22 protein-coding genes and 1 riboswitch are annotated in these 26105 nt (G+C 44.0%); of the genes, 10 read left to right on the top strand and 12 right to left on the bottom strand.

The genetic code is table 11. The features are described 5' to 3' along the window. Nucleotides 1-95: 95 nt before the first annotated feature. From mukB to cmoM, 4 genes are all read right to left on the bottom strand, one after another. Nucleotides 96-4556 (bottom strand): chromosome partition protein MukB, encoded by a 4461-nt coding sequence (gene mukB, locus AB4133_RS01530; RefSeq protein WP_372223816.1) that lies wholly within the window; start codon nucleotides 4554-4556, stop codon nucleotides 96-98. After that, nucleotides 4553-5359 carry a chromosome partition protein MukE gene (mukE, locus tag AB4133_RS01525; protein WP_017067527.1) on the bottom strand — a complete coding sequence of 269 codons (807 nt, stop codon included), beginning with the start codon at nucleotides 5357-5359 and terminating at the stop codon, nucleotides 4553-4555. The genes mukB and mukE overlap by 4 nt, the downstream gene beginning before the upstream one ends. Further along, nucleotides 5340-6677, bottom strand: coding sequence for a chromosome partition protein MukF (mukF, locus tag AB4133_RS01520; protein ID WP_017055049.1), 1338 nt, complete (start codon nucleotides 6675-6677; stop codon nucleotides 5340-5342). Before mukF ends, mukE begins: the two co-directional genes overlap by 20 nt. Before the next feature lie 125 nt (nucleotides 6678-6802). Further along, the gene (gene cmoM, locus AB4133_RS01515; RefSeq protein WP_017063509.1) at nucleotides 6803-7588 is read right to left on the bottom strand and encodes a tRNA uridine 5-oxyacetic acid(34) methyltransferase CmoM; all 786 of its coding nucleotides are present in this window, start codon (nucleotides 7586-7588) and stop codon (nucleotides 6803-6805) included. 115 nt (nucleotides 7589-7703) lie between these two features. Here cmoM and elyC point away from each other — a divergent pair, with 115 nt between their 5' ends. Then, nucleotides 7704-8555, top strand: a complete 852-nt coding sequence (gene elyC, locus AB4133_RS01510; protein ID WP_372223815.1) for an envelope biogenesis factor ElyC — start codon at nucleotides 7704-7706, stop codon at nucleotides 8553-8555. A 166-nt stretch (nucleotides 8556-8721) separates the two neighbouring features. On the opposite strand, the gene torR is transcribed toward elyC, so the two are convergent. Next, a complete protein-coding gene (gene torR, locus AB4133_RS01505; protein ID WP_017062094.1) occupies nucleotides 8722-9435 on the bottom strand; it encodes a two-component system response regulator TorR in 714 nt (237 codons plus the stop codon). 285 nt (nucleotides 9436-9720) lie between these two features. Here torR and torD point away from each other — a divergent pair, with 285 nt between their 5' ends. The 3 genes from torD to AB4133_RS01490 all read left to right on the top strand — a co-directional run bounded on the left by torD (nucleotide 9721) and on the right by AB4133_RS01490 (nucleotide 12664). Further along, nucleotides 9721-10368 (top strand): molecular chaperone TorD, encoded by a 648-nt coding sequence (gene torD / locus AB4133_RS01500; RefSeq protein WP_017093386.1) that lies wholly within the window; start codon nucleotides 9721-9723, stop codon nucleotides 10366-10368. A 317-nt stretch (nucleotides 10369-10685) separates the two neighbouring features. Continuing rightward, entirely contained in the window at nucleotides 10686-11690 is a 1005-nt protein-coding gene (purR, locus tag AB4133_RS01495; RefSeq protein ID WP_017063507.1) for an HTH-type transcriptional repressor PurR, read from the top strand. A gap of 170 nt (nucleotides 11691-11860) precedes the next feature. Continuing rightward, nucleotides 11861-11946: riboswitch (cyclic di-GMP riboswitch) on the top strand. Nucleotides 11947-12073: 127 nt separating this feature from the next. Beyond that, the gene (locus AB4133_RS01490; RefSeq protein WP_004736448.1) at nucleotides 12074-12664 is read left to right on the top strand and encodes a TfoX/Sxy family DNA transformation protein; all 591 of its coding nucleotides are present in this window, start codon (nucleotides 12074-12076) and stop codon (nucleotides 12662-12664) included. A gap of 97 nt (nucleotides 12665-12761) precedes the next feature. Here the strand turns inward: AB4133_RS01490 and AB4133_RS01485 are convergent, their stop codons facing one another. After that, complete coding sequence (locus AB4133_RS01485) at nucleotides 12762-13121, bottom strand: DUF3316 domain-containing protein (RefSeq protein ID WP_017067843.1); 360 nt, start codon at nucleotides 13119-13121, stop codon at nucleotides 12762-12764. Nucleotides 13122-13500: 379 nt separating this feature from the next. Between AB4133_RS01485 and AB4133_RS01480 the strand changes: the two genes are divergently transcribed. Together AB4133_RS01480 and AB4133_RS01475 are read left to right on the top strand one after the other, a co-directional pair. Then, the gene (locus tag AB4133_RS01480; RefSeq protein ID WP_017072239.1) at nucleotides 13501-14181 is read left to right on the top strand and encodes a TVP38/TMEM64 family protein; all 681 of its coding nucleotides are present in this window, start codon (nucleotides 13501-13503) and stop codon (nucleotides 14179-14181) included. A gap of 64 nt (nucleotides 14182-14245) precedes the next feature. Then, complete coding sequence (locus AB4133_RS01475) at nucleotides 14246-14563, top strand: DUF2007 domain-containing protein (RefSeq protein ID WP_017062099.1); 318 nt, start codon at nucleotides 14246-14248, stop codon at nucleotides 14561-14563. A 131-nt stretch (nucleotides 14564-14694) separates the two neighbouring features. On the opposite strand, the gene AB4133_RS01470 is transcribed toward AB4133_RS01475, so the two are convergent. From AB4133_RS01470 to topA, 4 genes are all read right to left on the bottom strand, one after another. Next, nucleotides 14695-15492, bottom strand: coding sequence for an alpha/beta fold hydrolase (locus tag AB4133_RS01470; RefSeq protein ID WP_017062100.1), 798 nt, complete (start codon nucleotides 15490-15492; stop codon nucleotides 14695-14697). A gap of 285 nt (nucleotides 15493-15777) precedes the next feature. Continuing rightward, nucleotides 15778-17232, bottom strand: a complete 1455-nt coding sequence (glgA, locus tag AB4133_RS01465; protein ID WP_372223814.1) for a glycogen synthase GlgA — start codon at nucleotides 17230-17232, stop codon at nucleotides 15778-15780. Continuing rightward, complete coding sequence (glgC, locus tag AB4133_RS01460) at nucleotides 17222-18451, bottom strand: glucose-1-phosphate adenylyltransferase (RefSeq protein WP_080582251.1); 1230 nt, start codon at nucleotides 18449-18451, stop codon at nucleotides 17222-17224. Before glgC ends, glgA begins: the two co-directional genes overlap by 11 nt. Nucleotides 18452-18974: 523 nt before the next feature. Then, complete coding sequence (gene topA / locus AB4133_RS01455) at nucleotides 18975-21605, bottom strand: type I DNA topoisomerase (RefSeq protein ID WP_372109830.1); 2631 nt, start codon at nucleotides 21603-21605, stop codon at nucleotides 18975-18977. 439 nt (nucleotides 21606-22044) lie between these two features. Here topA and AB4133_RS01450 point away from each other — a divergent pair, with 439 nt between their 5' ends. Beyond that, on the top strand, nucleotides 22045-22290 hold the full coding sequence (locus AB4133_RS01450) for a YciN family protein (RefSeq protein WP_017062104.1): 246 nt from the start codon (nucleotides 22045-22047) through the stop codon (nucleotides 22288-22290). 61 nt (nucleotides 22291-22351) lie between these two features. On the opposite strand, the gene aroA is transcribed toward AB4133_RS01450, so the two are convergent. After that, complete coding sequence (gene aroA / locus AB4133_RS01445) at nucleotides 22352-23632, bottom strand: 3-phosphoshikimate 1-carboxyvinyltransferase (protein ID WP_372223812.1); 1281 nt, start codon at nucleotides 23630-23632, stop codon at nucleotides 22352-22354. A 162-nt stretch (nucleotides 23633-23794) separates the two neighbouring features. Continuing rightward, a complete protein-coding gene (locus AB4133_RS01440) occupies nucleotides 23795-24250 on the bottom strand; it encodes a glycine zipper 2TM domain-containing protein (protein WP_004736438.1) in 456 nt (151 codons plus the stop codon). Nucleotides 24251-24303: 53 nt separating this feature from the next. On the opposite strand from AB4133_RS01440, the gene aat reads away from it, so the two are divergent. The 3 genes from aat (at nucleotide 24304) to infA (ending at nucleotide 26012) form a co-directional block, all read left to right on the top strand. Beyond that, on the top strand, nucleotides 24304-25014 hold the full coding sequence (gene aat / locus AB4133_RS01435; RefSeq protein ID WP_017063504.1) for a leucyl/phenylalanyl-tRNA--protein transferase: 711 nt from the start codon (nucleotides 24304-24306) through the stop codon (nucleotides 25012-25014). Then, nucleotides 25014-25712, top strand: a complete 699-nt coding sequence (locus tag AB4133_RS01430) for an arginyltransferase (protein WP_065585123.1) — start codon at nucleotides 25014-25016, stop codon at nucleotides 25710-25712. The genes aat and AB4133_RS01430 overlap by 1 nt, the downstream gene beginning before the upstream one ends. An 81-nt stretch (nucleotides 25713-25793) precedes the next feature. Beyond that, nucleotides 25794-26012: a translation initiation factor IF-1 gene (infA, locus tag AB4133_RS01425; protein ID WP_001040192.1), complete on the top strand. Its 219-nt coding sequence runs from the start codon at nucleotides 25794-25796 to the stop codon at nucleotides 26010-26012. The last annotated feature ends 93 nt before the right edge of the window (nucleotides 26013-26105 follow it).

The following is a 26105-nucleotide window of genomic DNA, read 5'->3' as shown; positions in this document are numbered from 1 at the left end:
GTATTTTAGGACGAGACATTGAGTCGCTTTCGAGCTTATAACTCAGTTATCAAGCTTATTGCTCGGCTATCAAGGCTATGACTCGGCTATCAAGGTTATTGCTCAGCTTCTTCAATAAGCTCTTGAACTGGGGATGCCGGTTTGTTTTGAGCAAAACCGCGCAGGCCAACAACATGTACGTGCTCGTGATCTTTAAAGACCTTACGAACCAGTTTGTAGGTTGTGCCTTTCTCAGGGCTAATGTTCTCTGGTGCTGCAATCAGAAGTTGCATACCCAAACGGTCACACAGTTCAAACAGTGTAGAGATAGATTTCGCATCCAGACGTGCTGCTTCATCAAGGAACAACAAGCGACATGGAACGATGTCTTTGCTACGAAGTCGACGAGACTCTTCTTCCCAGCTCTGAACAACCATCAGTAGGATAGACTGACCAGTACCGATCGCTTCACCCGTAGACAGTGCGCCCGATTCCGCTTGTAACCAACCGTCTGAACCACGGTTAACTTCAACACTTAATTCTAAGTAGTTGCGGTAATCCAGTAGCTCTTCACCTAGAACTTGTGGAGAACGTTGACCCATATCGATATGTGGGTTAACACGTTGGAACAACTTCGCCATCGCTTCTGAGAAGGTAAAGCGTGTTGATTCAAACAAGTCTTTGTGTTGCTCTTGCTGAGTCGCTAGCCCTGATAGCAAGATCTCGTGGCTTTCACGAATCTTAACGTTCAGACGTACGCCCTTAACCTGACCAAAGTAGATGTTCGACAGCCCTTGGTTCAGCATTCGAATACGGTTCTGCTCGCGCTGAATCGTTTTCTTGATGATGCTTGCTACCGACTCAGAGCTGATCGCCAAGCGGTTTTCACGCTGCGTCAGTTCTTCTGTTAATCGAGCGAGCTCAACTTCCATCTCTTCGATTGCTTCAACCGGATCATCCGTATGAATGATGTCTTGGCGAATACGCTCGCGAAGGTGTTGATAAACCGCAATGTAGAACAGAACCTTACGCTCTGGATGTGCGTTGTCTTCAGATAGACGCAGCGAATCACGTAGGTCGTCATTGTCAGCTACAGCTAGACGTAAAGCACCCAGTGATTTATCCGACATAGAACGAAGCTCGCCCGCCGTTAGGTAAGCCAGTTCACGCTTATGAAGACGACGTTCAACATCATTTTCACGAGCTAAGCGAAGTACTGAACACCAGCCTGCTTTTGCTGCAACAACGAAAGTACGAAGCTCGGTGTACTCTTTTTGAACTTTCTTAAGACGCTTAGCCAGTGCTTTCATCTCAAGTTCAGTTGACGTAATCGTACGCTCGTATTCACTCTTACGGCTGCGAGATGTGTGCAGACGCTCTTGAAGCTCGTCACGACGACGTACAGCACGCTCTTCAGCGCCTTCGTCAGCGTTTACGCCGAACTCTTGTAGCTCTTGTTTGAACTCTTGAACCGTTTCTTGCTTCGCTTGATGTGAGCTCTTCAGTGCCGCCAATACTTGGTTGTATTGGTTCATCTGTTCGCGAGCTTGCTTCAAACCATCGCGGCCTTTGGTTCTTGCTTGTTCAGCTTGAACCAGTTTCGCTTTTAATTGCTCGCTCAGTTCACTGCTCTTGTTAAGCAAATCAACAGAATCTGCGTAAGCAAAGTAGTGACGACGCTCAATCAGATCAGACAGTGCGAACACTTTGCCTTTTAGCGTTTGTAGCGCGTTATCAGATTGACGATATTCGGCTTCCAAAGCTTCGAACTGCTCTGGGTCAGCGTCTAGTGCAGATACGATCTGTTCTAGAGAAGCAAGCGCCTTGCCGTGCGTATTCAAGTAAGACTTAGCTTCACTCAGACGTTCTAGTTGTGCTTCTAATTCAGCTAAGCGCTCAGCCAATGTTTCGTCTTCTAAAATACGAACCATTGGAGCTAATTTATCTAGCGCACCGAGTGCCTGCTTGCTTTGTAGAAGCTGGCTACGTTGCTGCTGCTCTTTAGAGTTAAGCTCAGCCAGAGAACGAACAATTTGATTACGCTTATCACGAATCGCAGCAAGTGCTTGTTCTGGGTCTGCGTTAAACGCAACGTGCAGGTGCTTCGCAACAAAGCTGTTGAATGCTTGATATAGACGATTCAGCTTTTGAGAGTCAAACGCGGCTTTCGCGTGGTTCTCAACAACAACGTCACGCTCTTCGCGCAATTTCTCTAGACGTTGTTCACGAGCCGCACGGCCAAACAGTGGGATCTCAGGGAAACGTGAGTAACGCATTTGGCGATCGTTCAGCTGAACACATACTGCGCCTTCAAGCTCATCGGCATTAAATGAACTGTCATCAAACGCGTCGACATCGCCTTCTAGGATGTAAAGGTCTTCTGGACAATCATCAAGATCCACCAGCTTCTCTTTAATACCATCAAGATCAGAAACCACAATTGCGTGACGAGCTGGGCCGTACATCGCACTGAAGTACGGCGCATCACCAATCGTGATGTCATCGTAGATCTCAGAAAGCAACACGCCACCAAGCGTATCCGCCAGACCTTTCAAACGAGGATCGTTAGAACCACCCGGAGAAGCTAAGCGTTCAATCTCTTGCTCAAGCTGCGCACGACGAGTCGCTAATTGATCTTTCGCTACCGCTTGAGATTTTTCGTCTTCAAGCACTTGCTGCATTTGAGTCATTACTGCTTGGCTATCTTCTAGCTCAGTTTCTGTTTGATCTCTTAGGGCTTCAAGTGCGTCGTTCGCCGTGATCCACGCTGGAGCAATAGATTCAAGTTTTTGAATCTCTTGGTCGTGGTTTTGTTGCACACGACGTTGCTCACTCTTCGCTTCACGCAGCTCTTCTTGAGCGTACTCAAGAGACTCGATCTGCATTGTATGGCGTTCACGTTCTTCATCGAAAACCGCTTCGTCAGTTAGTGAGATGTTGTGTTGCTTTTGGTATTCAGTCGCAAGCTCTTTTGCTTGACGCTGCTGCGCCACATCACGAGCCATGTCGCGGTGCTGAGCACGCCACTGTTGTTCGTTTTCAACAACGTGTTTTGCGTTACGGCCTTTTTCTAACGCTTGCTTAGCACTGTTAGACGCTTCTTTACGCTCAACGTCACCAACGATGCTTTTAACAAGAGCGAGCGCTTTGTCGAACTGTGCAGAAGCAGCAGAAGACATGTCTAGTTTATGCTTCGTCGACAGTAGCGTTTGAGTGCTTGATTCTTCTTGTGCTTTTAGCTCTGAAACCAGAGTTAGTGCGCTTTCTGCCGTAATAGATTCATCACCAAGCAACTGCTTAGTTTTCTCTAATGCTTGAACCGCTTGCTGGTATTGAAGTGCACGCGTTTGCTGAACATCCAACGCTTGTTGGTAGTCAGCAAGCTGAGTTTTCAGGCTATCCACTTCTTCTTCAGTGATGGTTGCCTGCTCTTCAGCAAGAAGTACTCGCTCTTGAGCTTCTTCAACCACCATCATTTGCTCTTCTAGACGCTCGTTAAGCTCTTCTAGATCTTCGCTGTAGCGGGCAATTTTCTCTTGCTGACGAAGTGCAGTTTGAACTAATTGAAGATGATCCGAAGCCGCTTGATAATCTTGCTCTAGTGCCGACTCTTGATCGACCAACAGCTCTAATTCTTCTTGAACACGGTTCAACAAGTTGTTTTGATCATGCAAGGTTTCACGCGAACCAAACAGTTCACCACGGAACTTCATGGTTTGATCAAGCTTGTTGCGACGATCGTTAGCATGGCGCATGTAATCTGCTGCCACGTAGTTCGTAGATTCAGTGATCAAGTGCTTAAACAAATCACGATCCGACTGAGTCGTTTTGATCGCTTCTAGCGTCATACGGTTTTCGCGTAGTGCTGATTCCATGTCTTGGAACGCTTTCTTCACACCACCATTTTGCGGTAACAGGTAATCACGCAGAGAACGCGTAATCGCACTTGAGATACCACCGTAAAGTGATGCTTCAATTAGGCGGTAGAACTTAGAACGGTCGCTGCTGTTACGTAGTTTCTTCGGTACCACACCGTATTCAAACATTTGCGAGTGGTAATCAACAATCGAAGAGAAGGCCTTAAAATGCGAGCCTTCGTATTGTGCAACCGCCGCTTTCACGTCGTTCAACTGACATACGCGAGCGTGGCTGTCTGAAACGTTCTGAATCAACACATCCGTTGGTTTCACATGGCTTGGAAGGCCTTGGATAACGAACGGTTTAATGTCGACTTTCTTATCACGACCCGCGACTTGCTGCAGTTTTACTGCAAACAATAGACGCTGATTACGAGAGTTCACAACATCTAGTGCGGCATAACATGCGCCTGGCTGAAGCTTACCGTAAAGGCCTTTATCACGAGATGACTGTGAGCTACCCGCTTCCGTTGTGTTACGGAAATGCAGAAGGCTTTGGTCAGGGATCAGTGCTGTGATGAATGCCGCCATTGTGGTCGACTTACCCGCACCGTTACCGCCAGAAAGCGTTGTAACCAATCCATCAATATCAAAAGTACGCGCAAAGAAGCCGTTCCAGTTGACCATGGTTAATGATTGATACTTACCTCTTTCAATCATGCTTCACCTTCTACTTTTGTTTGTTCGCCAGCATTTGACTCAAGGTCAAAGTCAGCTTGATCGTTAAAAATGTCTTGTTGACCGTTTTCGTCTACGTCTGCATCTACTTCTGATGTGGCTTCCGCTTGTTCTTCATTCAACAAGCTACCTTGGTTAGGCTCTTGGGTATGCACCACAGCTTCACCATCACGGATAAGACGTAACTGCGCTTCTTTCATATCATCGCCAACACGAACGTCAGCGCCAAAACGGAATACCGCTTCGCTGATACGGAACTTGCCGGTTTCACCAATCGCAATCAACATACCGATACGGCGTAAGCGACGTAGAGAAGTACGGACTTTTTCGAACAGCTTTTCTTTATCTAGGTCAGAACCAGACGCACGGTTGGTTGCTAGCTTCATGAGTTTTTTCTCATCCGCTAACGACATCAACTCATCAAACAGTTCTTGGTTGGTGAAGATACCTTCATGAGCAAGACGTTCTGGGCTTAGGTATAAGAAACACAACACCTTGCCAACCAACATGTCGAGCTCAGACAACACACTACGACCAATCAGAGACGTAGAACGCGGACGCAGGTAATAGAAACCTTCCGGCGCTTTTACCAATTCCGTATTGTAGCGTTGATAGAAATGCTGAAGCTCAACTTCAAAATCAGACAGCAACGCGTGGTTATCTAGGTCTTCTGTTGAAACATGCTTACCTGAACGCAGCATGCTATCTAGCGCAGGGAACAGTGGGTTCGCTATCGCTTTTACCAGTTTCTCTGGCATGTAATCATCAGTACTTGTTAATGACATTTGCTTGTACCTTTGCACCGAAATCGTTAATTGCCTGCCAATCTGGCTGAATAGCCTGATAGTCAGACTCTGAGTAACCTAAGCGCACGGCTTGGTCGACAACAATTCTGGCTAAATCAAAATGGTGTGTGCGAGGGTGTGCAGCGAGGTAATCGCGTAACACAAGGCCAAGATCAATTGGCGCGCCTTGCTGTTTGTGAGCTTTTAACATCTCTGCAATTCGATCTGAAAGCAGGTCATTTACTTGCTCAAATTCTTCGTACTCTACGTCGATTGGTGCTTGTCCCATCACTTCGTCATCACGAAGCACGAGCGCTTCATCACGAAGATCCGTCAGCTTCTCAGCATCGGCGTAGGTCAATAACCAAGGCGCATCAAAGTAGTCAGTGACTGACTGACGCAAGCGCTGGCTAAAGGCGCGGTTTTTATCCATATCAATCGCGGTACGGATGAACTTGTGAACATGGCGGTCGTAGCCGATCCATAAATCGATGGCTTGTTGGCCCCAACTGGTGATTCGGTCTAGCTTCATCTGCAAGCCGAACAGGGTTTCGCCAACGAACTCGAGTTCATCGTCACCGTAAACAATTTCTTGAATATCGAGGATCTGTGTTTGCAGTTCATCCCCCGCCGCTTGCAAGGTGTCTTGCAATTCTTTTAGTGTGGACGAGGTTTCTGAAAGCAAGGTTTCACAGTTGTTAATCGCCTCTCGCCAATCCTTGTTTAAAAGGTCGGCAATTTGCTGTTTAACGGTTTGCTGCTGCTCATCCATAACACGTTGGTTAAGATCAATCTGATCGAAAATTTCACCAACAGAATACTTGAGCACGCCGTAAACATTCTTTCTCCAATGTCCTGGAGTTCCGCCTTTTTGTGCTGCTTCAATGGCTTTTGCCATCTCGTCCGCAACCATAGAAAGCTGGATAGACAGTTTTAACTTAGAGAACTGACGGTGGCGTAAGTAATAATCTGAAATACCAATCGCCAATGGTGATAAGCGATAAATACTCGCACCATCGGTGATTTCGCTGGTAAAGCGGCTAATCAACTTCTGTTTAACTAACTCGTTGATGGCATTGTTGGCACGAAACGCGGACGCTTCGCCAGTATCTTCAAACAGTCGAGTGACGATGGTAAATGCATCGTGCAGTTCACCCTCGCCCAACTCTTCATCGAACCTTTCATTGCTTAGTACTGCGATAGCAATCAAAAATGCTAAGCGCTCTGGTGGCAAGTTTAATGAAAAATCATGCTGCTTGACCCAGCCCACCAACTCATCAATTGGCTGCTCTTCGGCAGTTTGAGTCATTTCACTCATTGTGGTTCCTGTTACTGTTCTTCGTCATATCGAATGTATTAGATATGACGCCTATTTCTTTATGACGCGGGCTTCTTACGATTGCATAGCGCATGTTGTGGCTTCTTTTACCACATTCACCGCTGTTATTGCGCAGGTTTTTGAGCCCAAACGTGAATATAACGGCCTAGTGACAGATATGGCTCTTGGCGACATAGCTGTTTTTCCAGTTCCAATACATCTTCAAATTGGTAATCGCCCATGTACTCCATATTACCTATGTAGTCACTGAAAGAGCGAATGCCTGATTTACCACAGATTTCTAGACCAGCGTCTTCTATCCATTGATAAACCTCTTCCGGCTTCAAGCCTTTTTGTGGTTGCAGCTTAAACCGTTTTCGATGTGGCATCCCATTCAATACATGAGGAATGTTGCCACAAATAACATTTTTCAGGACTAATCCGTGGTGGTTGTAAAACATTATCGAGGCAACGCCACCCGGTTTAACTTGTTCAAGCAATAAATCAAGCGCCTCTTTAGGATCGGCTAACCATTCCATTACGGCATGAAACATCACAAAATCGACTTTCTCATCTAGATGTTCTGCGACTTTTTGTACTGGTGAATGAATAAATCGATATTGCTCTAGCAAACCCGCTTCGCTGATACTTTCTTCTGCGAGCTTCAGCATTTCAGAAGAGAGATCACACAGAGAAACGTTATGCCCAAGCGACGCAATTTTTTGCGACATCTGTGCAAGGCCGCCTCCAGCATCAAGCACATGCAGCGGAGAAGCTGATTGCTCAAACTTGCTCAAAGCTTGTTCTAAATCTTCCCATACGATGATCTGACGGATCTCTCCTTTGTCAGAGCCGTAAATATTTTTTGCAAATTTGTGGGCAATATCGTCGAAATTACGGTCTTCAGTCACGGCTACTTGAGTTATTATGTCCTATCGTGCCTGCTATTCTGTCACAGGAATTTCAGGAATAAAGAGGCGATGTCTCTTTTTACTACTAAGTGATGTTTTTTCGGACTATTCGGATATGTTTGAGCTGAAAAAAGTAGTGTCTTCGCTATTGATGCCACTGCCAGCAATGTTAATTCTCGCTTTTCTGGGTTTAGCCCTAGTGATGTTTACTACCAAAAGGAAGACGGGTTGCTTAATCTCCCTTTCAGCCCTATGTGGTATTTTCCTAATCGCTTTCCAACCAGTTTCTAGTCAACTTTTAATGCCAATGGAAAGGCAACACACCGCTTTTTTACCTGTCGATGAAACCGTCGATTACGTAATGGTTCTCGGAAGTGGTCACGTCGTAGACGACCAAATTCCACCGACATCAGAACTTAGCCGCACCGGCCTGATGCGTTTAAGTGAAGGGATTCGTATTCTACGCCTCTACCCTGGTGCAAAACTCATTTTGTCTGGCTATGGCGCAGGCACTGAAGTCAGTAACGCAAGAATGATGGCTAAAGTTGCATTAGCACTTGGCGTAGCAAAGCCCGACATCATTCTGCTTGAAACCGCAAAAGACACCTGGGAAGAAGCTCGCCAAGCCGCTGCGTTCGTTAAGAATAAAAAAATGGTTCTGGTGACTTCAGCGAGCCATATGACTCGTGCACTCAATGAATTCCATGCAGCTGGTATGAAACCACTGCCTGCACCAACCAACTACCTTGCACAAGAAGGCGTTGTTGAGCCTTGGAATAAGTACATGCCAAAAGCTCTCTACCTTGAGCAGACTGAGCGTTACTGGCACGAAACCATGGGATTAGTTTGGCAAGATTTACGTGATTGGCTTGATACAAGCAATGACATTGTTGAAGAGCCGGTGATTCCAGAAGCTTCCAGCTTAGTTGAAGATGACGGTGAAGTTTCTGCGGCTCAGCCTCAGTAAGCCAATTGAATCTTTAAACTCATACTGAGCAGACTGAGTCGGCAAGTATTTTTAGGTTCTCTGTTCGTTAACAATGAAAGCTAAGCAATAAAAAAGCCGAGACATCAATGGTGTCTCGGCTTTTTACGTTTAAATGTCGTTGTTGATTAATCACTTCCGAAGGAAATCAATCACCAGCGAACATGTAACCTTCACCGTGAACCGTCACAAAAATTTGTGGGTTCTTAGGATCAAACTCCATTTTTGCACGCATACGACGAATCAATACGTCGATAGTACGGTCATTAGGCGCGTCCACTCGGTGGCTAATCATATTCAAAATACGTTCGCGGCTTAATACTTGGTTAGGGTAAGAAGACAATGCCACTAGCAGTTCGTATTCTGCTTTGGTCAATTTCACCGGTTCGCCGTTTTTGCTTAACGCACGACGAGGGATATCAAATGTCCACTCACCAAAACGAACCACAGACTCATCTGATATTTCTTCGACTGCGCCCGCTGCTGTTTTACGAGCAGCAGAAATACGCCAAAGTAGGTTTTTAACTCGAACTAATAACTCGCGAAGTTCGAAGGGTTTAGTAACGTAATCGTCAGCGCCCATTTCAAGGCCAACGATTTTGTCGATGCTATCCGTGCGTCCAGTAACTAAAATAATTCCAATGTCTGATTGACTGCGTAATTCGCGAGTTAGCATCAATCCATCTTCGCCTGGTAAGTTGATGTCCAGCATAATGAGGTCAACGTTGTTTTCTTCTAACACGTTTCTCATTTGAGCGCCGCTTTCTGCTTCGCTCACTGTGTAACCCTCGTTCTGGAAGTATCCAACCAGTTTACTGCGGGTTACCACATCATCTTCTACGACTAATACGTGATAGCTCATCTACACCACTTTTCTTATTTAATAGTTTCAGTGACTATTCTATTCATAACTAGTAACAATTCTAGTGGTACAGAAGATAAAAGCCAGAAACATGGATTTTTTTTGATACAAGACAATCTTAAACCTTGCTATTTATCGTCCATCGCAATTCAATATAGGCATTACTACTAACGAGTAACTTTGCGTTTCGCAAATAACCTTGTTATTCAGCCTTGGTGTGCTTATGCCCAAGTGACTTCAAGATGCATATAAGCAACATCACAAGACTAAGTCAGGATCTAACAAATGAAAGATACGAAAGCGTTCAACGAGCAAAGAGCAGAAATATACTGGTGGCTATCAAGCTTATTCGCTAAAGAGCTCACTCAAGAAGAACTCGATCACTACCACTCTGTTGAAATTCGTTCTTTCCTAACTGGTTTAGGCGAAAATGAAACACTAAAGCCAGCGATCGATAGCCTAGTGGATGCGCTAAACCGCCTACAAACGCGTGAAGATGCTCAACTAGAATTGTCTGCTGACTTCTGTGACTTATTCTTAAAAACAGATAAGCATGGCGCACTTCCTTACGCTTCTATGTATATCGGTGAGACTGGCCTTTTGAATGATAAGCCAGCAAAAGATATGGAAGAGATCATGGCTAAGCACAACTTAGTGGTGAACCAAGACCTAAAAGAACCAGCTGACCACATCGCTATCGAACTCGACTTCCTTGGCAACTTGATCATCCGTTCTAATGAAACGGAACTTGAAGAAGAGCTAGAAAAATCGTTCATTGTTCAACAGCAATTTATCGAGCAACAACTTCTTACTTGGGTACCAAAGTTCAACGTTAAATGTCATGACGTTGACGAATTCGGTTTCTACGCTAGTGTCTCATCTCTGCTACTTGCATTCTGCAAATTGGACACCCAATACCTCGCTGGTGAATAAGCTTATTGGATGACTCGTTAAATAAATTCAGAAGAATGTGACAATTCACCCGGATTTCCGGGTGAATTTTATTGCGAGTAATTTCTAGTCAGTCTAAAATTGTGACCGCAAACGATAAAATATGAAACATTCACGAAATGCTATGCTTATTATAGTTTTGAGCATTTCGGTGTTAAGACAAGCCGCTCAATAGCGGTTTTTTGTTTTTTAGCACTTTTAGTACCCAAAGAGCCCTACAAATTTAAGCTCTTAGTTAGGTAGCTTAACGGCTACTTTATTCCGTACTTTGGGAAAGTAGCTTCTAATAGGATAAAACCATGGCCACTATAAAAGATGTCGCTCGCTTAGCCGGCGTATCAACAACAACCGTTTCTCACGTAATCAATAAAACTCGCTTTGTTGCAGAAGCAACGCAAGAAAAAGTAAACAAAGCCGTAGATGAACTGAACTATGCACCAAGTGCTGTTGCTCGTAGCTTGAAGTGTAATACAACACGCACCATCGGCATGCTAGTGACTCAATCAACTAATCTATTCTTCTCTGAAGTTATCGATGGTGTTGAGAGCTACTGCTACCGTCAAGGTTACACTTTGATCCTGTGTAATACGGGCGGTATCTATGAGAAGCAACGTGACTACATTCGAATGCTTGCAGAGAAACGTGTAGATGGCATCTTAGTTATGTGTTCTGACCTAACTGAAGAACTAAGAGAGATGTTAGACCGTCACGCTGACATCCCTAAAGTTATTATGGACTGGGGCCCAGAGAGTTCTCAAGCTGATAAGATCATCGATAACTCTGAAGAAGGTGGCTACCTAGCGACCAAATACCTTATTGAACGCGGTCACTCTAAGATTGCATGTTTAAGTGGCCACTTAGACAAAGCAGCATGTGTTGAACGTATTGCCGGTTACAAGCGCGCACTTAACGAAGCTAAAATTTCTGCCGATGACAATATGATCATCGAAGGCAACTTCGAGTGTGATACGGCTGTTCTTGCTGCAGAACAAATCGTTGAGATGGAAGATCGTCCAACGGCGGTATTCTGCTTTAACGACACAATGGCACTCGGCTTAATGAGCCGACTGCAAGAAAAAGGCATCCGCATTCCTGAAGATATCTCAGTGATCGGTTACGACAACATCGAACTCGCTGAATACTTCTCTCCGCCGTTAACGACAGTTCACCAACCAAAACGTCGTGTTGGTAAGAATGCATTCGAAATTCTATTGGAGCGCATCAAAGACAAAGACCACGAAAAACGCGTCTTCGAAATGCACCCTGAAATTGTTGAACGAAGTACAGTTAAGACGTTAAATTAATTGATAATTCGAGTTTAATTTCATCAAGCGCACCTTTAGGTGCGCTTTTTTTATCAACAGCTATAATGAACCTATATGCACAACAGAAAGATCATTAATTGAAGCAATATCACATTTTGAAATAACAAGTGTGAGCCTCATTCAACAAAAACTTTATTCTATTCAATCAGTCACGCACAGGGCAAATCACTTGAAAGAGTGAGACGCAAAGCTTCCGGCCTAAACCACTCGTTGGTATGGTAGCGGGGTTACCGATGGCAAAATGCAGTAACTACTAATAATTTAGTAATTTACGGCTTATTGACAATGTAATTGCAACATTTTGCTAATCTCTCGGACCTGCTTATTTGGTGGCGTAGTTCAAATACACCGAGATAAATAACATGGATAAACCGATACTAAAGGATTCAATGAAATTATTTGAATCCCTAGGAAAAATAAAATCACGCTCGATGTTTGGTGGCTTCGGTCTTTTTGCTGATGACACTATGTTTGCTCTGGTTGTAAATGACCAGCTGCACATACGAGCAGACAAATGCACAACGAAACAGTTCGAACAACAAGGGTTTCAACCGTACGTCTACAAAAAACGTGGTTTCCCTGTCGTTACTAAATATTTCGCTTTACCTGAAGGCCTCTGGCAAGACCAAGAGAAAATCTTGCAGCTTGCAACGACGTCTCTGGGTTTTGCTAAAGAAGAAAAAGCTGAGCAGTCTTCTGCTAAGCCGACCCGACTCAAAGATCTGCCTAATCTTCGACTCGCTACCGAGCGTATGTTGAAAAAGGCAGGGATCGATTCTGTCGAACGTTTATATGAATCTGGCTCTGTAAACGCATTTAACGCCATCAAAGAATCGCATGCGTCTTCCGTCAGTATTGAACTACTTTGGGCGCTAGAAGGCGCGATCAATGGTACACATTGGTCTGTTATACCGCAGCAACGTCGCGAAGAGCTTATCAATCGCGTCAATTAACATTGTCAGTGCAATCTATATACATAACTAAGCCGCATTTACTGCGGCTTTTTTTATGTCGACAAAACTAGTCTTATGTATAGCTGAACCACTGAGTTCAAAAAGATGGACGGTAATAGTATTTGTAATCCACTTTAACCATCGGAATGAAGTTAATTTCTCCAGAGGAATCCATTATTTCTTTTACTTTGATGGTACCGTTTTTGATTTCAAACGAGCGTACATCTACTTTTTCAGAGGCTTGCGGTAAGATTTTGCTCAATTCATATGAGCGCTTACTGTTTATATCCATCCAGATTTTTTTTCCAGATTCGTAAGCCTGTGATTGGCTCGCCACTACATCGCCTTTAAATACTTTAGACTCAACAGCCGCACGGTGATAGACGCCCGATCCCATGGCTTGGAAAGAGAATAGGCCCGTTGTAGCAATAACCGTAATCATTGATAATAATTTCATAGCTAGCTCCTTAGTTGTCTGCCTGAATAATTATCTAAAACAATCTTCATGCCACGATTGTTACGTATATAGAACGAGCCAAGACCAAAACTCTTTCAAATTTTTGTTACTTTTTACGTGGTACAAATTATCGCTAATAAAATAATGCATACAAAACAAGTCCCTAGCAGAGAGTCACAACCTTCTAATCAACGAATCTTTTTCCACCTCTATTCCGCCAATACTTGTCGCTAACATAAGACTAAGCAATTAGGCTAGCTTTTTGCCCCCGATCCATCGTCTAGAACAAATAGTTTTTTATTAACTGGTGAAAGTTAATCTATGCTTTGCCTGTCTATCTATACTATCGGTATGCATTGAAAATTTAGAGGAAGTATCAATGAGTAAGAAAATGATATTGGGTATTGTGTTGGTCGTAACCATCGTCTTGTTAGGCATCAATTTCGGCCAGTACTTAACGCTTGAAAATGCTAAGGCCCAACAAGCTGTGTTAAATGACTACATTGACAGCAACTTTATTGCGGCTGCCGCTATCTATTTTGTCGCGTATGTCATGATTACGGCTTTCTCCATTCCTGGTGCCGCTGTTGTAACCTTATTAGGGGCCGCGCTATTTGGCTTCTGGAACAGCTTGCTACTGGTATCTTTCGCAAGTGCGATCGGTGCGACCTTAGCTTTCTTAAGTAGCCGTTACCTGTTGCGTGACTGGATTCAAACCAAGTTTGGTGACAAATTGGCGACGATTAACAAGGGGGTTGAAAAAGACGGCGCATTTTACCTGTTTTCTCTGCGTCTGATTCCTGTATTCCCATTTTTCCTTATCAACCTATTGATGGGTCTAACACCGATGTCAGTGAGTCGTTACTACATTACGAGTCAAATCGGGATGTTACCGGGGACGGCGGTTTTCTTGAATGCTGGTACTCAGCTCGCAGAAATTGATTCACTTTCGGGCATCGTCTCCCCTTCAGTACTATTGTCATTTGCATTATTGGGGATATTCCCAATAGTGGCTAAATGGTTGATGGGTAAGTTTCGCTCAGCACCCGTAGCTGAATAATGTATATAGCAGAATAGTTTATAATATCTAAACAACACAGATAGCCGAATAAGGTTCTATTTCAATGAAAATCTTCAGTGCATCGAATCCGACAGAAGCTCATATCATCTGTGGGTTGTTAGAAAGCGAGAATATTGCCTGTGAAGTCCGTGGCGAGGGGTTGTTCGGATTAAAGGGGGAAATCCCATTCACTGAAGAAACTGACCCTTACGTATGGTTATATGAGCCAGAATTGGCCAGTAAAGCTCGCATGCTCGTCAATGACTACCAAAAGCAGCAAGATTCGATCATCTATGAAGAGTGGCGTTGTGGTGAGTGTCATGAAGTCAACGAAGCGCAATTCGGCTCTTGCTGGCAGTGCGGTGCTGCCTCACCTGAATAGCAGGGTTTCAGTGACCTGATAGAACGATTCGGTCAGATACCTCCTCCAATTAAAAACGGGAAGCTAAAGTTAGCTTCCCGTTTTTATTTCAATTCGATTAACTCATCATGTTTGATTTCACGCCTAGAAAATCACTGAATTTGTTTTTGAATAAACGCAATCGAACGCTGATTAAACTCTTCAGGGTTTTCCACGTTACACACGTGTCCACAATTCGGGATTTCTACTAGCTCACTCGATTCATGCGCTGCAACCATTTCTTTTACAGGCTTAATAAACATGTAGTCACGTTCACCCATCAAATAAAGAGTCGGTATTGGTAGCTCTCTATCTTTAAAATATTTCATCAAGGGGTTTACATCAGCCGTTAAGATAAACCAGCGTTTAAATTCTTTCTGGCACAGTTTTTTGGCTTCGCGGATAAAAAGGTGACGAGACTCTTTTTGGCTCTTTTGTGGCATCACAACATAAGCAAAAAGGCTGTATAACCACATGTAAGGAATGATGTGCTTGCTGAGGTTACCCAACTTGATTAACACTTGAGAGCGAGTGTTTAGCTTGGTGACAGCGCCACCCAGTACCATTGAACGTACACGGCCAGCCGCCAGTTCGGCAACGTTACGCACAATAATCGTGCCCAAAGACATGCCAACGAAATGTGCAGAACGGATCTTAAGATGGTCTAACACTTTAAGAATATCAAGCGTCACCGATTTGAACGTATAACGATTCGAAATCAGCCCTTTAAGTATATTGTCTGATTTACCGTGCCCTCTCAGATCAATGAGAAGTAAGTTGAAATGCTGTTTATACGCTTTGATCTGCTTGAACCAGATGGAGGAACTGCCTCCTGCGCCATGCACAAATACAACCCACTCATCGCTCGTAGGGTGAGTAAATGTTTTATGAAATAGTAAACTCTCAGACATACCTATCGCTTTAATTATTGGAATGGAGCTATGCCTCATCACGAGGCGATGACTAAGGATACCACGCTATTAAGAACTTTAAGTGATAATAGTGTCAAACCTATCATTAGTCATGTGAATACCTACCTCACCTTTTCTACCTGACAAAAATGAGTTTGCAAGCTTTGTCTTCGTAAACGTGATGTGCTCTGACCAGGAAACAAAAAGGCACTCAACAATTAGAGCGCCTTCATTTATTACGAGCTGTTGTTGCCCGCCCGCTAATTTTAAAGCTAAGTCAACAAGTTAAAATGCTGAATGATACATAGCTAGGTATTCTTTAGCCGCATCTTCCCAACTAAAATCTTGCTGCATCGCATAAAGCTGAGCACGCTTAATTTCAGATGGGTTTTGTGCATAAAGCAGTAATGAACGATGTAACACAGCCAATAACGCCTGCGGTGTTGGCTCTTCAAAAGCAAACCCAGTCGCGACTTCAGGATCTTCATCGTAATCATTCACGCTGTCTTTTAAACCTCCCACAGAACGAACAATCGGCAAAGTACCGTAAGCCATGCTGTAGATTTGGTTTAAGCCACACGGTTCAAATTCCGAAGGCATCAAGAAGAAATCAGAGCCCGCTTCAACCAAATGCGCAAGTTCATTATTGTACGCTTCTACGAACGAGAACTTATCTGAGTGAAGTGCTGATAGCTCTTTCAATTGACTCGCCAAAACCGGATCGCCAGTACCGACAATCACGATCTGAAGGTCATTTTTCAAAAACTGTTCGATGATAGGCAGTAAGTAATGAACACCTTTCTGATTCGTCAGGCGACAAACCATGCCATAAACCGCGCAGTCGGCAACGGGTAAACCTACATCTTGTTGCAGTTTTTGCTTACAAGCTGATTTTCCGCGAGCCATGCTGTGCTTGGTCGCTTTGTATTTACGAGGCAGGAAAGCATCAGTTTCCGGATTCCAAGCCCCGTAATCACACCCATTCAAAATGCCGAACAGATCAGCCGATCTGTGTTGGAATTCTGCTGCCATACCATGGCTACCTAACTCCGTTTTCAACTCTTCTGCATAGGTAGGACTTACTGCGTTCACCTTATCTGCGCACATCACGCCAGCTCTTAACATAGTGACATGAGTGTCACTTACTGAAGCTTCCGGCACATTGTAGCTGTGCATCTCAGGTAGGAATTGCAGTTCGTCGTATGCAAACGCACCTTTGAAAACCGCATTGTGAATCGAGATAACACTGCGCGTATTTTCAAAGAAATCGTGTTGTTGATAACGCGATTTAAGCAAGAAAGGTACAAAACCAGTATGCCAGTCGTTTGCATGAATGATATCCGGTTGAAAACCAAGCTTAGGAAGCATATCAAGACAGGCTGCACTGAAGAACGAGAAGCGCTCTCCGTTATCAGCATAAGCTTGATTGTTTTCTGCGTACATTTCTTGACGGTCGAAATATTTGGCACATTCAATACCAAAAACTGGAACGCCTTCTACGCTCAGTTTTTTAACTTGGTAAGCCGTATGAGGCCAATGATCGAGTTCAGTCGATAAAATAACTTCTGCTGAATCAATGTTTGGAATATTTCTATATGCGGGGATAGTCACTCGAACGTCCTGTTCGAGTGTTTGCAACGCTTTCGGTAGTGCCTTGGCTACATCAGCCAAGCCACCACTTTTAATCAAGCCTTCAACTTCAGACGCTACAAAAAGTACCGAGAGAGTCTTAGTAACCAACTCGTGCTCCTTTAGAAATCACTACAACACCATCGTCAGATACGTGGTAATGCTTTTTGTCTTCTGTCAGATTCACACCAATCTGTGTACCCGGTGCGATATCTGCATCTTTATCAATGATAACGCGGCGCAGGATACAACCCTCACCCACTTTTACATCACCGAGTAAGATACTTTCGCTAATATCACACGCTGATGCGATATTGCTGCGGAAGCCCAATACACTCTTTTCAATACGCGAACCACGTACATAACTACCGCTACACACAAGGCTATCAATGATCTGAATTCGACCATTTGCCGAATCAGTAAACGTAGCTGGTGGCAGTGGCGGGTAATAAGTGTGTAGAGGCCATTTACGGTTGTATAGCGAGAATGGCGCATCTTTCTTAAGAAGGTCCATATGCGCTTGCCAGTACGCGTCAATCGTACCTACATCGCGCCAGTAAACTTCTTCTTTCTCACCAGTAATACGGTTGGTGCTGAAATCATAAACAAACACATCACCACGTGGGAACATGTTTGGAATAATGTCTTTACCGAAATCGTGTGTCGAACCTTCTCTATCAGCATCTTCCGTTAGTTCAGCAAAAAGCTCTTTCGCTTCGAACACGTAGTTGCCCATTGAAACGAGCGCTGATTCTGGATCGCCCGGAATCGACTTCGGATTTGCAGGTTTCTCTTCAAAGCCAATCATACGGCCATCAGCATCAACCTCGATAACACCGAATTCTGATGCTTCAGCAAGCGGCATGCGCAAAGCTGATACTGTTAGCGCTGCTTTCTTTTCTTTATGGAAATCAAGCATCTGTTTGATGTCCATTTTATAGATATGGTCTGAACCAAAAATACAAACTTGATCTGGTTCTTCCAGCTCCATAAAGCCCATGTTTTGGTAGATAGCATCTGCTGTGCCTTCATACCAACGCTTTCCTTTACGCATTTGCGCAGGAATTGGGTCGATAAAACGGTCTGTTATACCACTGATATTCCAACCTTTTTTCATATGGTGGAACAGTGATTGTGACTTAAATTGTGTCAATACGTAGATCTTCATCAGATCAGCATTAACGAAGTTGTTCAGAGCGAAATCAATTAAGCGGTAACTACCACCGAAAGGAACCGAGGGTTTGCTGCGAGATTCAGTTAAAGGTCTTAAGCGTGAGCCTTCACCACCAGCAAGAATCATTCCCAATACACCAGCCATTTTATTCTCCATATATCTATAGCTTGTCGATGTTAGTACTCGTAGAGGTATCTTCCTCTGGGGGATGAGCACCAACACTTATTTCGGTATTTAGCGAATATCCATTCACATACAGTGACAATATCCTAAGCCAAACGTTGTTATGTGTGCACTATTCTTTGCACTTGGTTTTATATACGTTATCGACTTTTCGGCCGAATTCAATTTTTAATACGCCATTCTGTGGTACGTAAGCTGATTGCTTTCCTAAGACTTAAAGCAGCTCACATTACACCGTGCGGGCGAAACATTACATTAACACCCGACACACATCAGGTATACAACTAAACACTGATCTGTGAGTTACAATATTTTAATTAAGTTACATTCTCGTTAAAGTTACATAAGAAGATGTGATTAATTGCCTTTATTTATTTTACAGTGTGAATTTAATAAATTCTCGTCGACGAAACACCAAATCAACACGTTGCATATTTAGTCATATTGAGATCAAAAAAAGCAGCCATTAGGCTGCTTTTTCATCAATAACTTTCAGTTACTTCTCTTTAGGTTTTTTACGCTTATCCGTAACTTCCCACTTACCGTCGATGTACAACGCAGTCCAACCGGACGGTTTTCCATCTACTTCAGTACGAACGTAGTTTTCTTTGGTCTTACGACTAAAACGAACCACTGTCGGCTTACCATCAGGGTCAGCAACTGGTGCTGATGCTAGGTATTGAAACTTAGGTGAGATACGGTCTTTAAAGCGAACCAGCTCTTCCACTAACGGTGCACGCGTTTCACGTGATTTAGGGAAGTTGCTCGCAGCCATAAATAGACCAGAAGCACCGTCACGAAGAACAAAGTACGCGTCTGAATTTTCACACGGAAGTTCAGGGAAATGTACCGGGTCTTCTTTTGGTGGCGCAACTTCGCCATTTTTCAGAATCTTACGAGTGTTCTTACAATCTTCACTCGTACAGTCCATGTATTTACCAAAACGACCGTTCTTCAGAACCATGTCAGAACCACACTTGTCACACTCAACAAGTGGACCATCGTAGCCTTTCACTTTAAATTCGCCGTGCTCAACCACATAACCTTCACAGTTCGGGTTGTTACCACATACGTGCATCTTACGCTTATCATCGATTAGATAGGCATCCATTGCCGTTTCACAAATAGGACAACGCTTTTTAGCTCGAAGTGCTGCTGTTTCAACGTCTTCTTCAAGCACGTTGATAATGCCTTCTTCATCACCAAGGTTGATTGTTGTCTTACAACGCTCTTTTGGTGGAAGTGCATAGCCAGAACAACCAAGGAATACGCCTGTCGAAGCAGTACGAATACCCATTTTACGACTACAAGTCGGACACTCAATATCGGTTTCCACGATATGATTTGGCTTCATGCCACCAGCGTCTTCGTCTAAGTCTGCTTTTTCCAAATCGCCAGTAAAGTCTTCGAAGAAGTTATCTAGCACGCCTTTCCAGCTTGCTTCGCCTTCTGCGATTTGGTCCAACTTCTGCTCCATACGAGCAGTGAAGTCGTAGTTCATTAGGTCATTGAAACTGCCATCTAGACGGTCAGTAACAATTTCACCCATCTTCTCAGCATAGAAACGACGCTGTTCAACTTTTACATAACCGCGATCTTGAATCGTTGAGATGATTGATGCGTATGTTGAAGGACGACCAATACCACGCTTCTCAAGCTCTTTAACTAGCGCCGCTTCAGTGAAACGAGCCGGTGGCTTAGTGAAGTGCTGTTTAGGGTCTAGCGCAATCAGATCAAGCTTATCGCCGATCTGTACTGCTGGAAGGATCGTATCTTCGTTCTTGCCCATTGGACGCTGAACACGAGTCCAACCATCAAATTTAAGGATACGACCTTTCGCTTTCAACGTGTACTCATCTGCTTTAACGCTTACTGTCGTTGAATCGTATTGAGCTGGTGTCATTTGACACGCAACGAATTGATTCCAAATTAGCGAGTAAAGCTTGTGTGCGTCTGCGTCTACGCCGTTTAGATCTTCCGACTTAACATCTACACTTGAAGGACGAATCGCTTCGTGGGCCTCTTGAGCGCCCTCTTTGCTGCCGTATACAAGTGCTTTAGGTGGAAGGTATTGCGCGCCGTACTCAGAACCAATGTATTCACGAGCGGCTTCTACAGCTTCTGAACTCAAGTTGGTTGAGTCAGTACGCATATAAGTGATGTAACCCGCTTCATACAGGCGTTGAGCCAGCATCATGGTTTTCTTTACGCCATAACCAAGACGGGTACTCGCCGCTTGTTGCAGTGTCGACGTGATGTAAGGTGCAGACGGCTTACTCTTAGTTGGGCGGTCTTCACGTTTACAGACTTCGTATTGCGCTTTTTCTAAAACGCTAACTGCAGCTTGTGTTTGCGCTTCATTATCAGGTTTAAACGCAACGCCGTCTTTCTGAGCGACTTGCAGTCTGAAATCTGTTTTCTCTGCTGTTTTGGTATCAGCATGCACATCCCAAAACTCTTCAGGGATAAAAGCGTTGATCTCGCGCTCGCGCTCAACCAGTAGTTTTACAGCGACTGATTGAACACGGCCAGCGGATAGGCCTCGTGCTACTTTTTTCCAAAGCAGAGGTGACACCATAAAGCCAACAACACGGTCCATAAAACGTCGTGCTTGTTGTGCGTTTACGCCATCAATATTTAGCTCACCTGGAGTTTCGAAAGCTTGTTGAATAGCATTCTTGGTGATTTCGTTAAAAACCACTCGCTTGTATCGCGTTTCATCGCCACCGATGATCTCACGAAGGTGCCATGCGATAGCTTCTCCTTCGCGGTCCAAATCGGTTGCGAGATAAACATGGTCTGCGTTCTCAGCCAGTTTTTGCAATTCAGCGACGACTTTCTCTTTACCAGGTAGGATTTGGTAGTTCGCTTCCCACTCTTTATACGGGTTGATACCCATCTTTTTGATAAGAGCTTTGCGATCTTTTTCTTTCTTGATACGAGCTTTGTCTTCTGGGCTCATACCCTTGGTTGAAACTGCAGCAGCCTTTTGACCAGTACTTTGACCTGCCGTTGGTAAATCACGTACGTGACCTACACTCGACTTAACGACAAAGTCTTTGCCAAGATATTTATTGATAGTTTTAGCCTTGGCTGGCGACTCCACTATAACGAGCGATTTACCCATATTGACTCTAACGTCCTTAATCACGATGCTTCAGCACCAACAATTTAGCTTGTGGGCTTTTACGCATGATATTCTAAATTCATTGCTTCTTTTTTTACTATTGTGCGAGATTACTAGAAGATCAACCGCTTTTTTCAAAATTGGATCTGATCGCTCGACAATTCGACGACTCATAGATAAAAGGGTCACAATATAAAGAAGCTATAAAGTACTCACTAAGAATACTTGCAAGAGCCTATTCATCAGGCATTACGTCTAAACGGGCTCATACTAAGCTTGTCCGCGAATCTAACGCGAGCCCCATTCAATTATTTTTGCCGTAAATCACAAAATAAATTGTGGATGTTTGAAAAGACTCTCTTAATCGGTTGTGAAATCATTGAATTTCTAGTTCGACACCATAAACTCAACGTTATATTCAGTTATCAGAGATAAACTCATGACAAAGAAAGTAATAGCAGAATTTGATTTACTGCTTATCGCAAACCAAATTATCCAATCACATGATGACTACATTGAAGGCATGCGCGCAAACAGCGTAGTAGAAAAAGACGATGTACTCGTCTTCAAAGGTGAATACTTCTTAGACAGCAATGGAATGCCGACCGAGAATACAACCGCGGTATTTAACATGTTTAAATACTTAGCGCACCACCTTTCGAAAGAATTTACAATTCAGCAATAATTAAAAAGCTTGCCACTTAGGCAAGCTTTTTTGTTCCTAAACCTTTACATACTAAGCATTTTTATAGACTTAGCATTTTCAGCTTGTCGAAGTAATCAGGGAATGTCTTTGACGTACAACCTGGATCATTAATTGTCACAGGTGTATCACTCAACGCCACCAACGAGAAACACATCGCCATACGGTGATCATCATAGGTATCGATCGCCGCATGTGTCAGTTGAGCAACAGGGTTAACGATGATGTAATCTTCACCCTCTTCGACCTCTGCGCCAACTTTACGAAGCTCTGTCGCCATCGCCGCTAAGCGGTCGGTCTCTTTCACACGCCAGTTGTAAACATTACGGATTGCCGTTGTACCTTTAGCAAACAAAGCTGTCGTTGCGATAGTCATCGCTGCGTCTGGGATATGGTTGTAATCCATATCAATGCCTTTCAGCTCACCACAACGAGAGATAACGTAGTCGTCACCCCATTCAATTTCAGCACCCATTTTTTCAAGCGCATCAGCGAATTGGATATCACCTTGGATACTGTTTTTACCAATACCAGTGACCTTAATCTCACCGCCTTTAATCGCTGCGGCTGCAAGGAAGTATGACGCAGATGATGCATCACCCTCAACCAAGAAATCACCCGGTGCTGAGTAAGATTGCCCAGTCGGAATTACGAACTCTTGGTAATCGTTGTTGATAACATCCACACCAAATTGTTTCATAATGTGTAGCGTGATATCGATGTAAGGTTTAGAGACCAATTCACCCTCAATTTTGATTGTTACCTCACCTTCAGCTAAAGGCGCAGCCATCAAAAATGCCGTCAAGAATTGGCTAGAGATAGAACCATCGATTGAAACCGTACCGCTTTTAAGGCCAGTACCCGTGATCTTCAATGGTGGGTAATTTTCGTTTTCTAGGTATTCAACGTCGGCGCCGGCTTCTTGCAGTGCAGTCACTAAGTGACCGATTGGTCGCTCTTTCATGCGAGGCTCGCCAGTCAGAACATATTCACCACGCCCCAAACAAAGTGCAGCAGCCAGCGGGCGCATCGCCGTACCCGCATTGCCTAAGAAAAGCTCTAGGGCTTTGTCACTTGAGAATGCACCACCCACACCCGTCACTTCACAGACGGTTTTGTCTGCAGACAGCTGATAATCAACACCTAATTGCGTCAAAGCATTCAGCATATGGCGAATATCATCACTGTCTAGTAAGTTTGTTAGGCGAGTGGTTCCCGTTGAAAGTGCAGCCAAAAGAAGTGCACGGTTGGAAACACTTTTTGAGCCAGGTAGATTAACTTCCCCGCTCACTTTTTGAATTGGTTGTAACGTAAGGCTTTCCATTAAATCTTATAGTCCTTGTACCACCCGAAGTCACTGGCGCGTATTTATTTTCGGGTGATGAATAATTCTTCGTACTTGCAGACTAACGAACTTTTCCAATGAACTCCAGAGCTAATCCGGCCCAAACCGGTGATTAATTAGCCAATCAATCGTATTTATATACTAGTACACGAGATCAACTCGAACACCATCTGAAAAATAGAGAATTCGTACATCATCGCCTCGGTTGAACAGCATCGAGTTATCGACATCTTGGATAATGTTGACCAACTTATCGTCTTTGGTTTTGACCAATAACTCGACCAGTTTGTACTCTACTTTATATTGTGTGTTACCTCGGTTACGAGCAATACCCGCACCTGCTACTGCACCTACAGCTGTCGCCACTTCTTTACCAGTGCCGCCGCCAAACTGGTTACCAATCAAGCCACCAATCGCCGCACCTAACAAGGTTTCCCAACCATTCGCTTTCGACTCAACGATCTCTTGCTGAGTGATGTATCTGACCGTATCAATCTCACCATAAACCACCTCGTTTACTGGTCGAGCTTGGTTTCTGTTGTAAGCTGCATTTGCCAACATGGGCAAAACAAGTAAAATCCAAAGCAACTTCTTCATGGTAAAACTCCTAAAGACCTCTTGGTCAGTGATTAATCTGTAATGCGGTACTTATGACTATATACCTAACCGAACTTGATACTACTAGTATAGAGTTTCCTTCGCCTTTCGACGCGCTTGATGACCCCAACGGTCTGCTCGCCTTCGGTGGTGATTTATCACCAATGCGAATTTTAAACGCTTATAGCCAAGGTATATTTCCATGGTATGGCCCAGGTGAGCCTATACTTTGGTGGAGCCCTGCACCGCGAGCGGTATTTAATCCTAAGACATTCGAACCGTCAAAAAGTCTTAAAAAGTTTCAAAGAAAGCACAATTACCGAGTCAGCATCAACCAAGCGACGGACAGAGTAATTGGTTATTGCTCTTCACTAAGACCCGAAGAAGAAACCTGGCTAAACAGCGACATGCAGTCAGCCTACCGCAAACTCGCTTCATTAGGTTTCTGCCACTCGGTTGAGGTTTGGCAAGATGATGAACTGATCGGTGGACTTTACGGCTTACAAAGAGGCCAAGTCTTTTGCGGTGAATCGATGTTCAGCCTAAAGACCAATGCCTCTAAAATTGCGCTGTGGTACTTTTGTAAACACTTTACCCGATTCGGCGGACAACTGATTGATTGCCAAGTCATGAACCCTCACTTGGAATCCTTGGGCGCTATCGAGGTTGATAGGGATGAATTCCTAGGCTCTCTGCAATTACTCAAAGAGTTCTCCGTTGACGATGCATGCTTTAAAACCCAATGGCTAAAGGAAATGCCTTAATGAATCCAGATTTACAACAAATCAGAATTGGATTAACAGACAATCACGCTTGCAGCTACTTACCTCACTTCGAAGAGAGAGTGGCGGTCACGCTTGACGAACACATGCACACCTCAGATAACTATGAAGTTCTGCTTGCGAATGGATTTCGCCGCAGTGGTTCAACCATTTATAAGCCACATTGCGATAATTGCTCAGCATGCCAAGCGATTCGGCTTTCAATTCCTGAGGTTAAGCTTTCCAAAAGCCAACGACGGATCCTTAACAAAGGAAAATCACTACGTTGGGAACTGAAAGATGAGATGGATGACAACTGGTTTGACTTATACAGTCGCTATATCACCGCTCGTCACCGTTCGGGAACCATGTACCCACCCAAGAAAGAAGAGTTTCTACAATTCTCTAAAAATGAGTGGCTTACTACAAAGTTCATGCACATCTATGATGAGAACAAGTTGGTTGGTATCGCCGTAACCGATATCATGGCTCACTGTACGAGCGCGTTTTATACCTTCTTCGATCCTGATATAGACATTTCGATGGGAACACTTGGCGTTCTATTTCAGATCCAACATGCCCAGAAAGAACAAAAACAATGGTTATATTTGGGTTATCAAATCGATGAATGCCCTGCGATGAACTATAAAGTACGATTTCAACGTCATCAAAGGCTAGTAAATCAGCGGTGGCAAGGGTAGAATACGCGACAACTTTACATATTTTGATTTTAACGGCACAATCAAGCCGTTGAAAACCGCCAAATTTCGAAAGAGGATTAGATGGCTAAAGAAGACGTAATCGAGATGCAAGGCACTGTCCTTGATACTCTACCAAACACAATGTTCCGTGTTGAGCTTGAAAACGGTCACGTAGTGACAGCACACATCTCTGGTAAAATGCGTAAGAACTACATCCGTATTCTTACTGGTGATAAAGTAACTGTTGAGATGACTCCATACGACCTTTCTAAAGGCCGCATCGTCTTCCGTGCTCGTTAATTTTTAATTAGCGAATACAATAAGAAGCGGAGCTTAAGGCTCCGTTTTTTATTGCCTGAGCTTTTTACTACACAATCTCGCATCTCGCATCTC

Source organism: Vibrio sp. 10N.286.52.F8, from assembly GCF_041468745.1.
In the GTDB taxonomy this organism is placed as follows: Bacteria; Pseudomonadota; Gammaproteobacteria; order Enterobacterales; family Vibrionaceae; genus Vibrio; species Vibrio crassostreae_C.
This window is presented reverse-complemented; position numbering and strand designations above follow the sequence as displayed.

Excerpts from the sequence above, each read along its gene's own strand:
- mukB (WP_372223816.1), bottom strand. The coding sequence starts at position 4,556 with ATGATTGAAAGAGGTAAGTATCAATCATTAACCATGGTCAACTGGAAC.
- mukE (WP_017067527.1), bottom strand. The coding sequence starts at position 5,359 with ATGTCATTAACAAGTACTGATGATTACATGCCAGAGAAACTGGTAAAA.
- mukF (WP_017055049.1), bottom strand. The coding sequence starts at position 6,677 with ATGAGTGAAATGACTCAAACTGCCGAAGAGCAGCCAATTGATGAGTTG.
- elyC (WP_372223815.1), top strand. The coding sequence starts at position 7,704 with ATGTTTGAGCTGAAAAAAGTAGTGTCTTCGCTATTGATGCCACTGCCA.
- torR (WP_017062094.1), bottom strand. The coding sequence starts at position 9,435 with ATGAGCTATCACGTATTAGTCGTAGAAGATGATGTGGTAACCCGCAGT.
- torD (WP_017093386.1), top strand. The coding sequence starts at position 9,721 with ATGAAAGATACGAAAGCGTTCAACGAGCAAAGAGCAGAAATATACTGG.
- purR (WP_017063507.1), top strand. The coding sequence starts at position 10,686 with ATGGCCACTATAAAAGATGTCGCTCGCTTAGCCGGCGTATCAACAACA.
- AB4133_RS01490 (WP_004736448.1), top strand. The coding sequence starts at position 12,074 with ATGGATAAACCGATACTAAAGGATTCAATGAAATTATTTGAATCCCTA.
- AB4133_RS01485 (WP_017067843.1), bottom strand. The coding sequence starts at position 13,121 with ATGAAATTATTATCAATGATTACGGTTATTGCTACAACGGGCCTATTC.
- AB4133_RS01480 (WP_017072239.1), top strand. The coding sequence starts at position 13,501 with ATGAGTAAGAAAATGATATTGGGTATTGTGTTGGTCGTAACCATCGTC.
- AB4133_RS01475 (WP_017062099.1), top strand. The coding sequence starts at position 14,246 with ATGAAAATCTTCAGTGCATCGAATCCGACAGAAGCTCATATCATCTGT.
- AB4133_RS01470 (WP_017062100.1), bottom strand. The coding sequence starts at position 15,492 with ATGTCTGAGAGTTTACTATTTCATAAAACATTTACTCACCCTACGAGC.
- glgC (WP_080582251.1), bottom strand. The coding sequence starts at position 18,451 with ATGGAGAATAAAATGGCTGGTGTATTGGGAATGATTCTTGCTGGTGGT.
- topA (WP_372109830.1), bottom strand. The coding sequence starts at position 21,605 with ATGGGTAAATCGCTCGTTATAGTGGAGTCGCCAGCCAAGGCTAAAACT.
- AB4133_RS01450 (WP_017062104.1), top strand. The coding sequence starts at position 22,045 with ATGACAAAGAAAGTAATAGCAGAATTTGATTTACTGCTTATCGCAAAC.
- aroA (WP_372223812.1), bottom strand. The coding sequence starts at position 23,632 with ATGGAAAGCCTTACGTTACAACCAATTCAAAAAGTGAGCGGGGAAGTT.
- AB4133_RS01440 (WP_004736438.1), bottom strand. The coding sequence starts at position 24,250 with ATGAAGAAGTTGCTTTGGATTTTACTTGTTTTGCCCATGTTGGCAAAT.
- aat (WP_017063504.1), top strand. The coding sequence starts at position 24,304 with ATGACTATATACCTAACCGAACTTGATACTACTAGTATAGAGTTTCCT.
- AB4133_RS01430 (WP_065585123.1), top strand. The coding sequence starts at position 25,014 with ATGAATCCAGATTTACAACAAATCAGAATTGGATTAACAGACAATCAC.
- infA (WP_001040192.1), top strand. The coding sequence starts at position 25,794 with ATGGCTAAAGAAGACGTAATCGAGATGCAAGGCACTGTCCTTGATACT.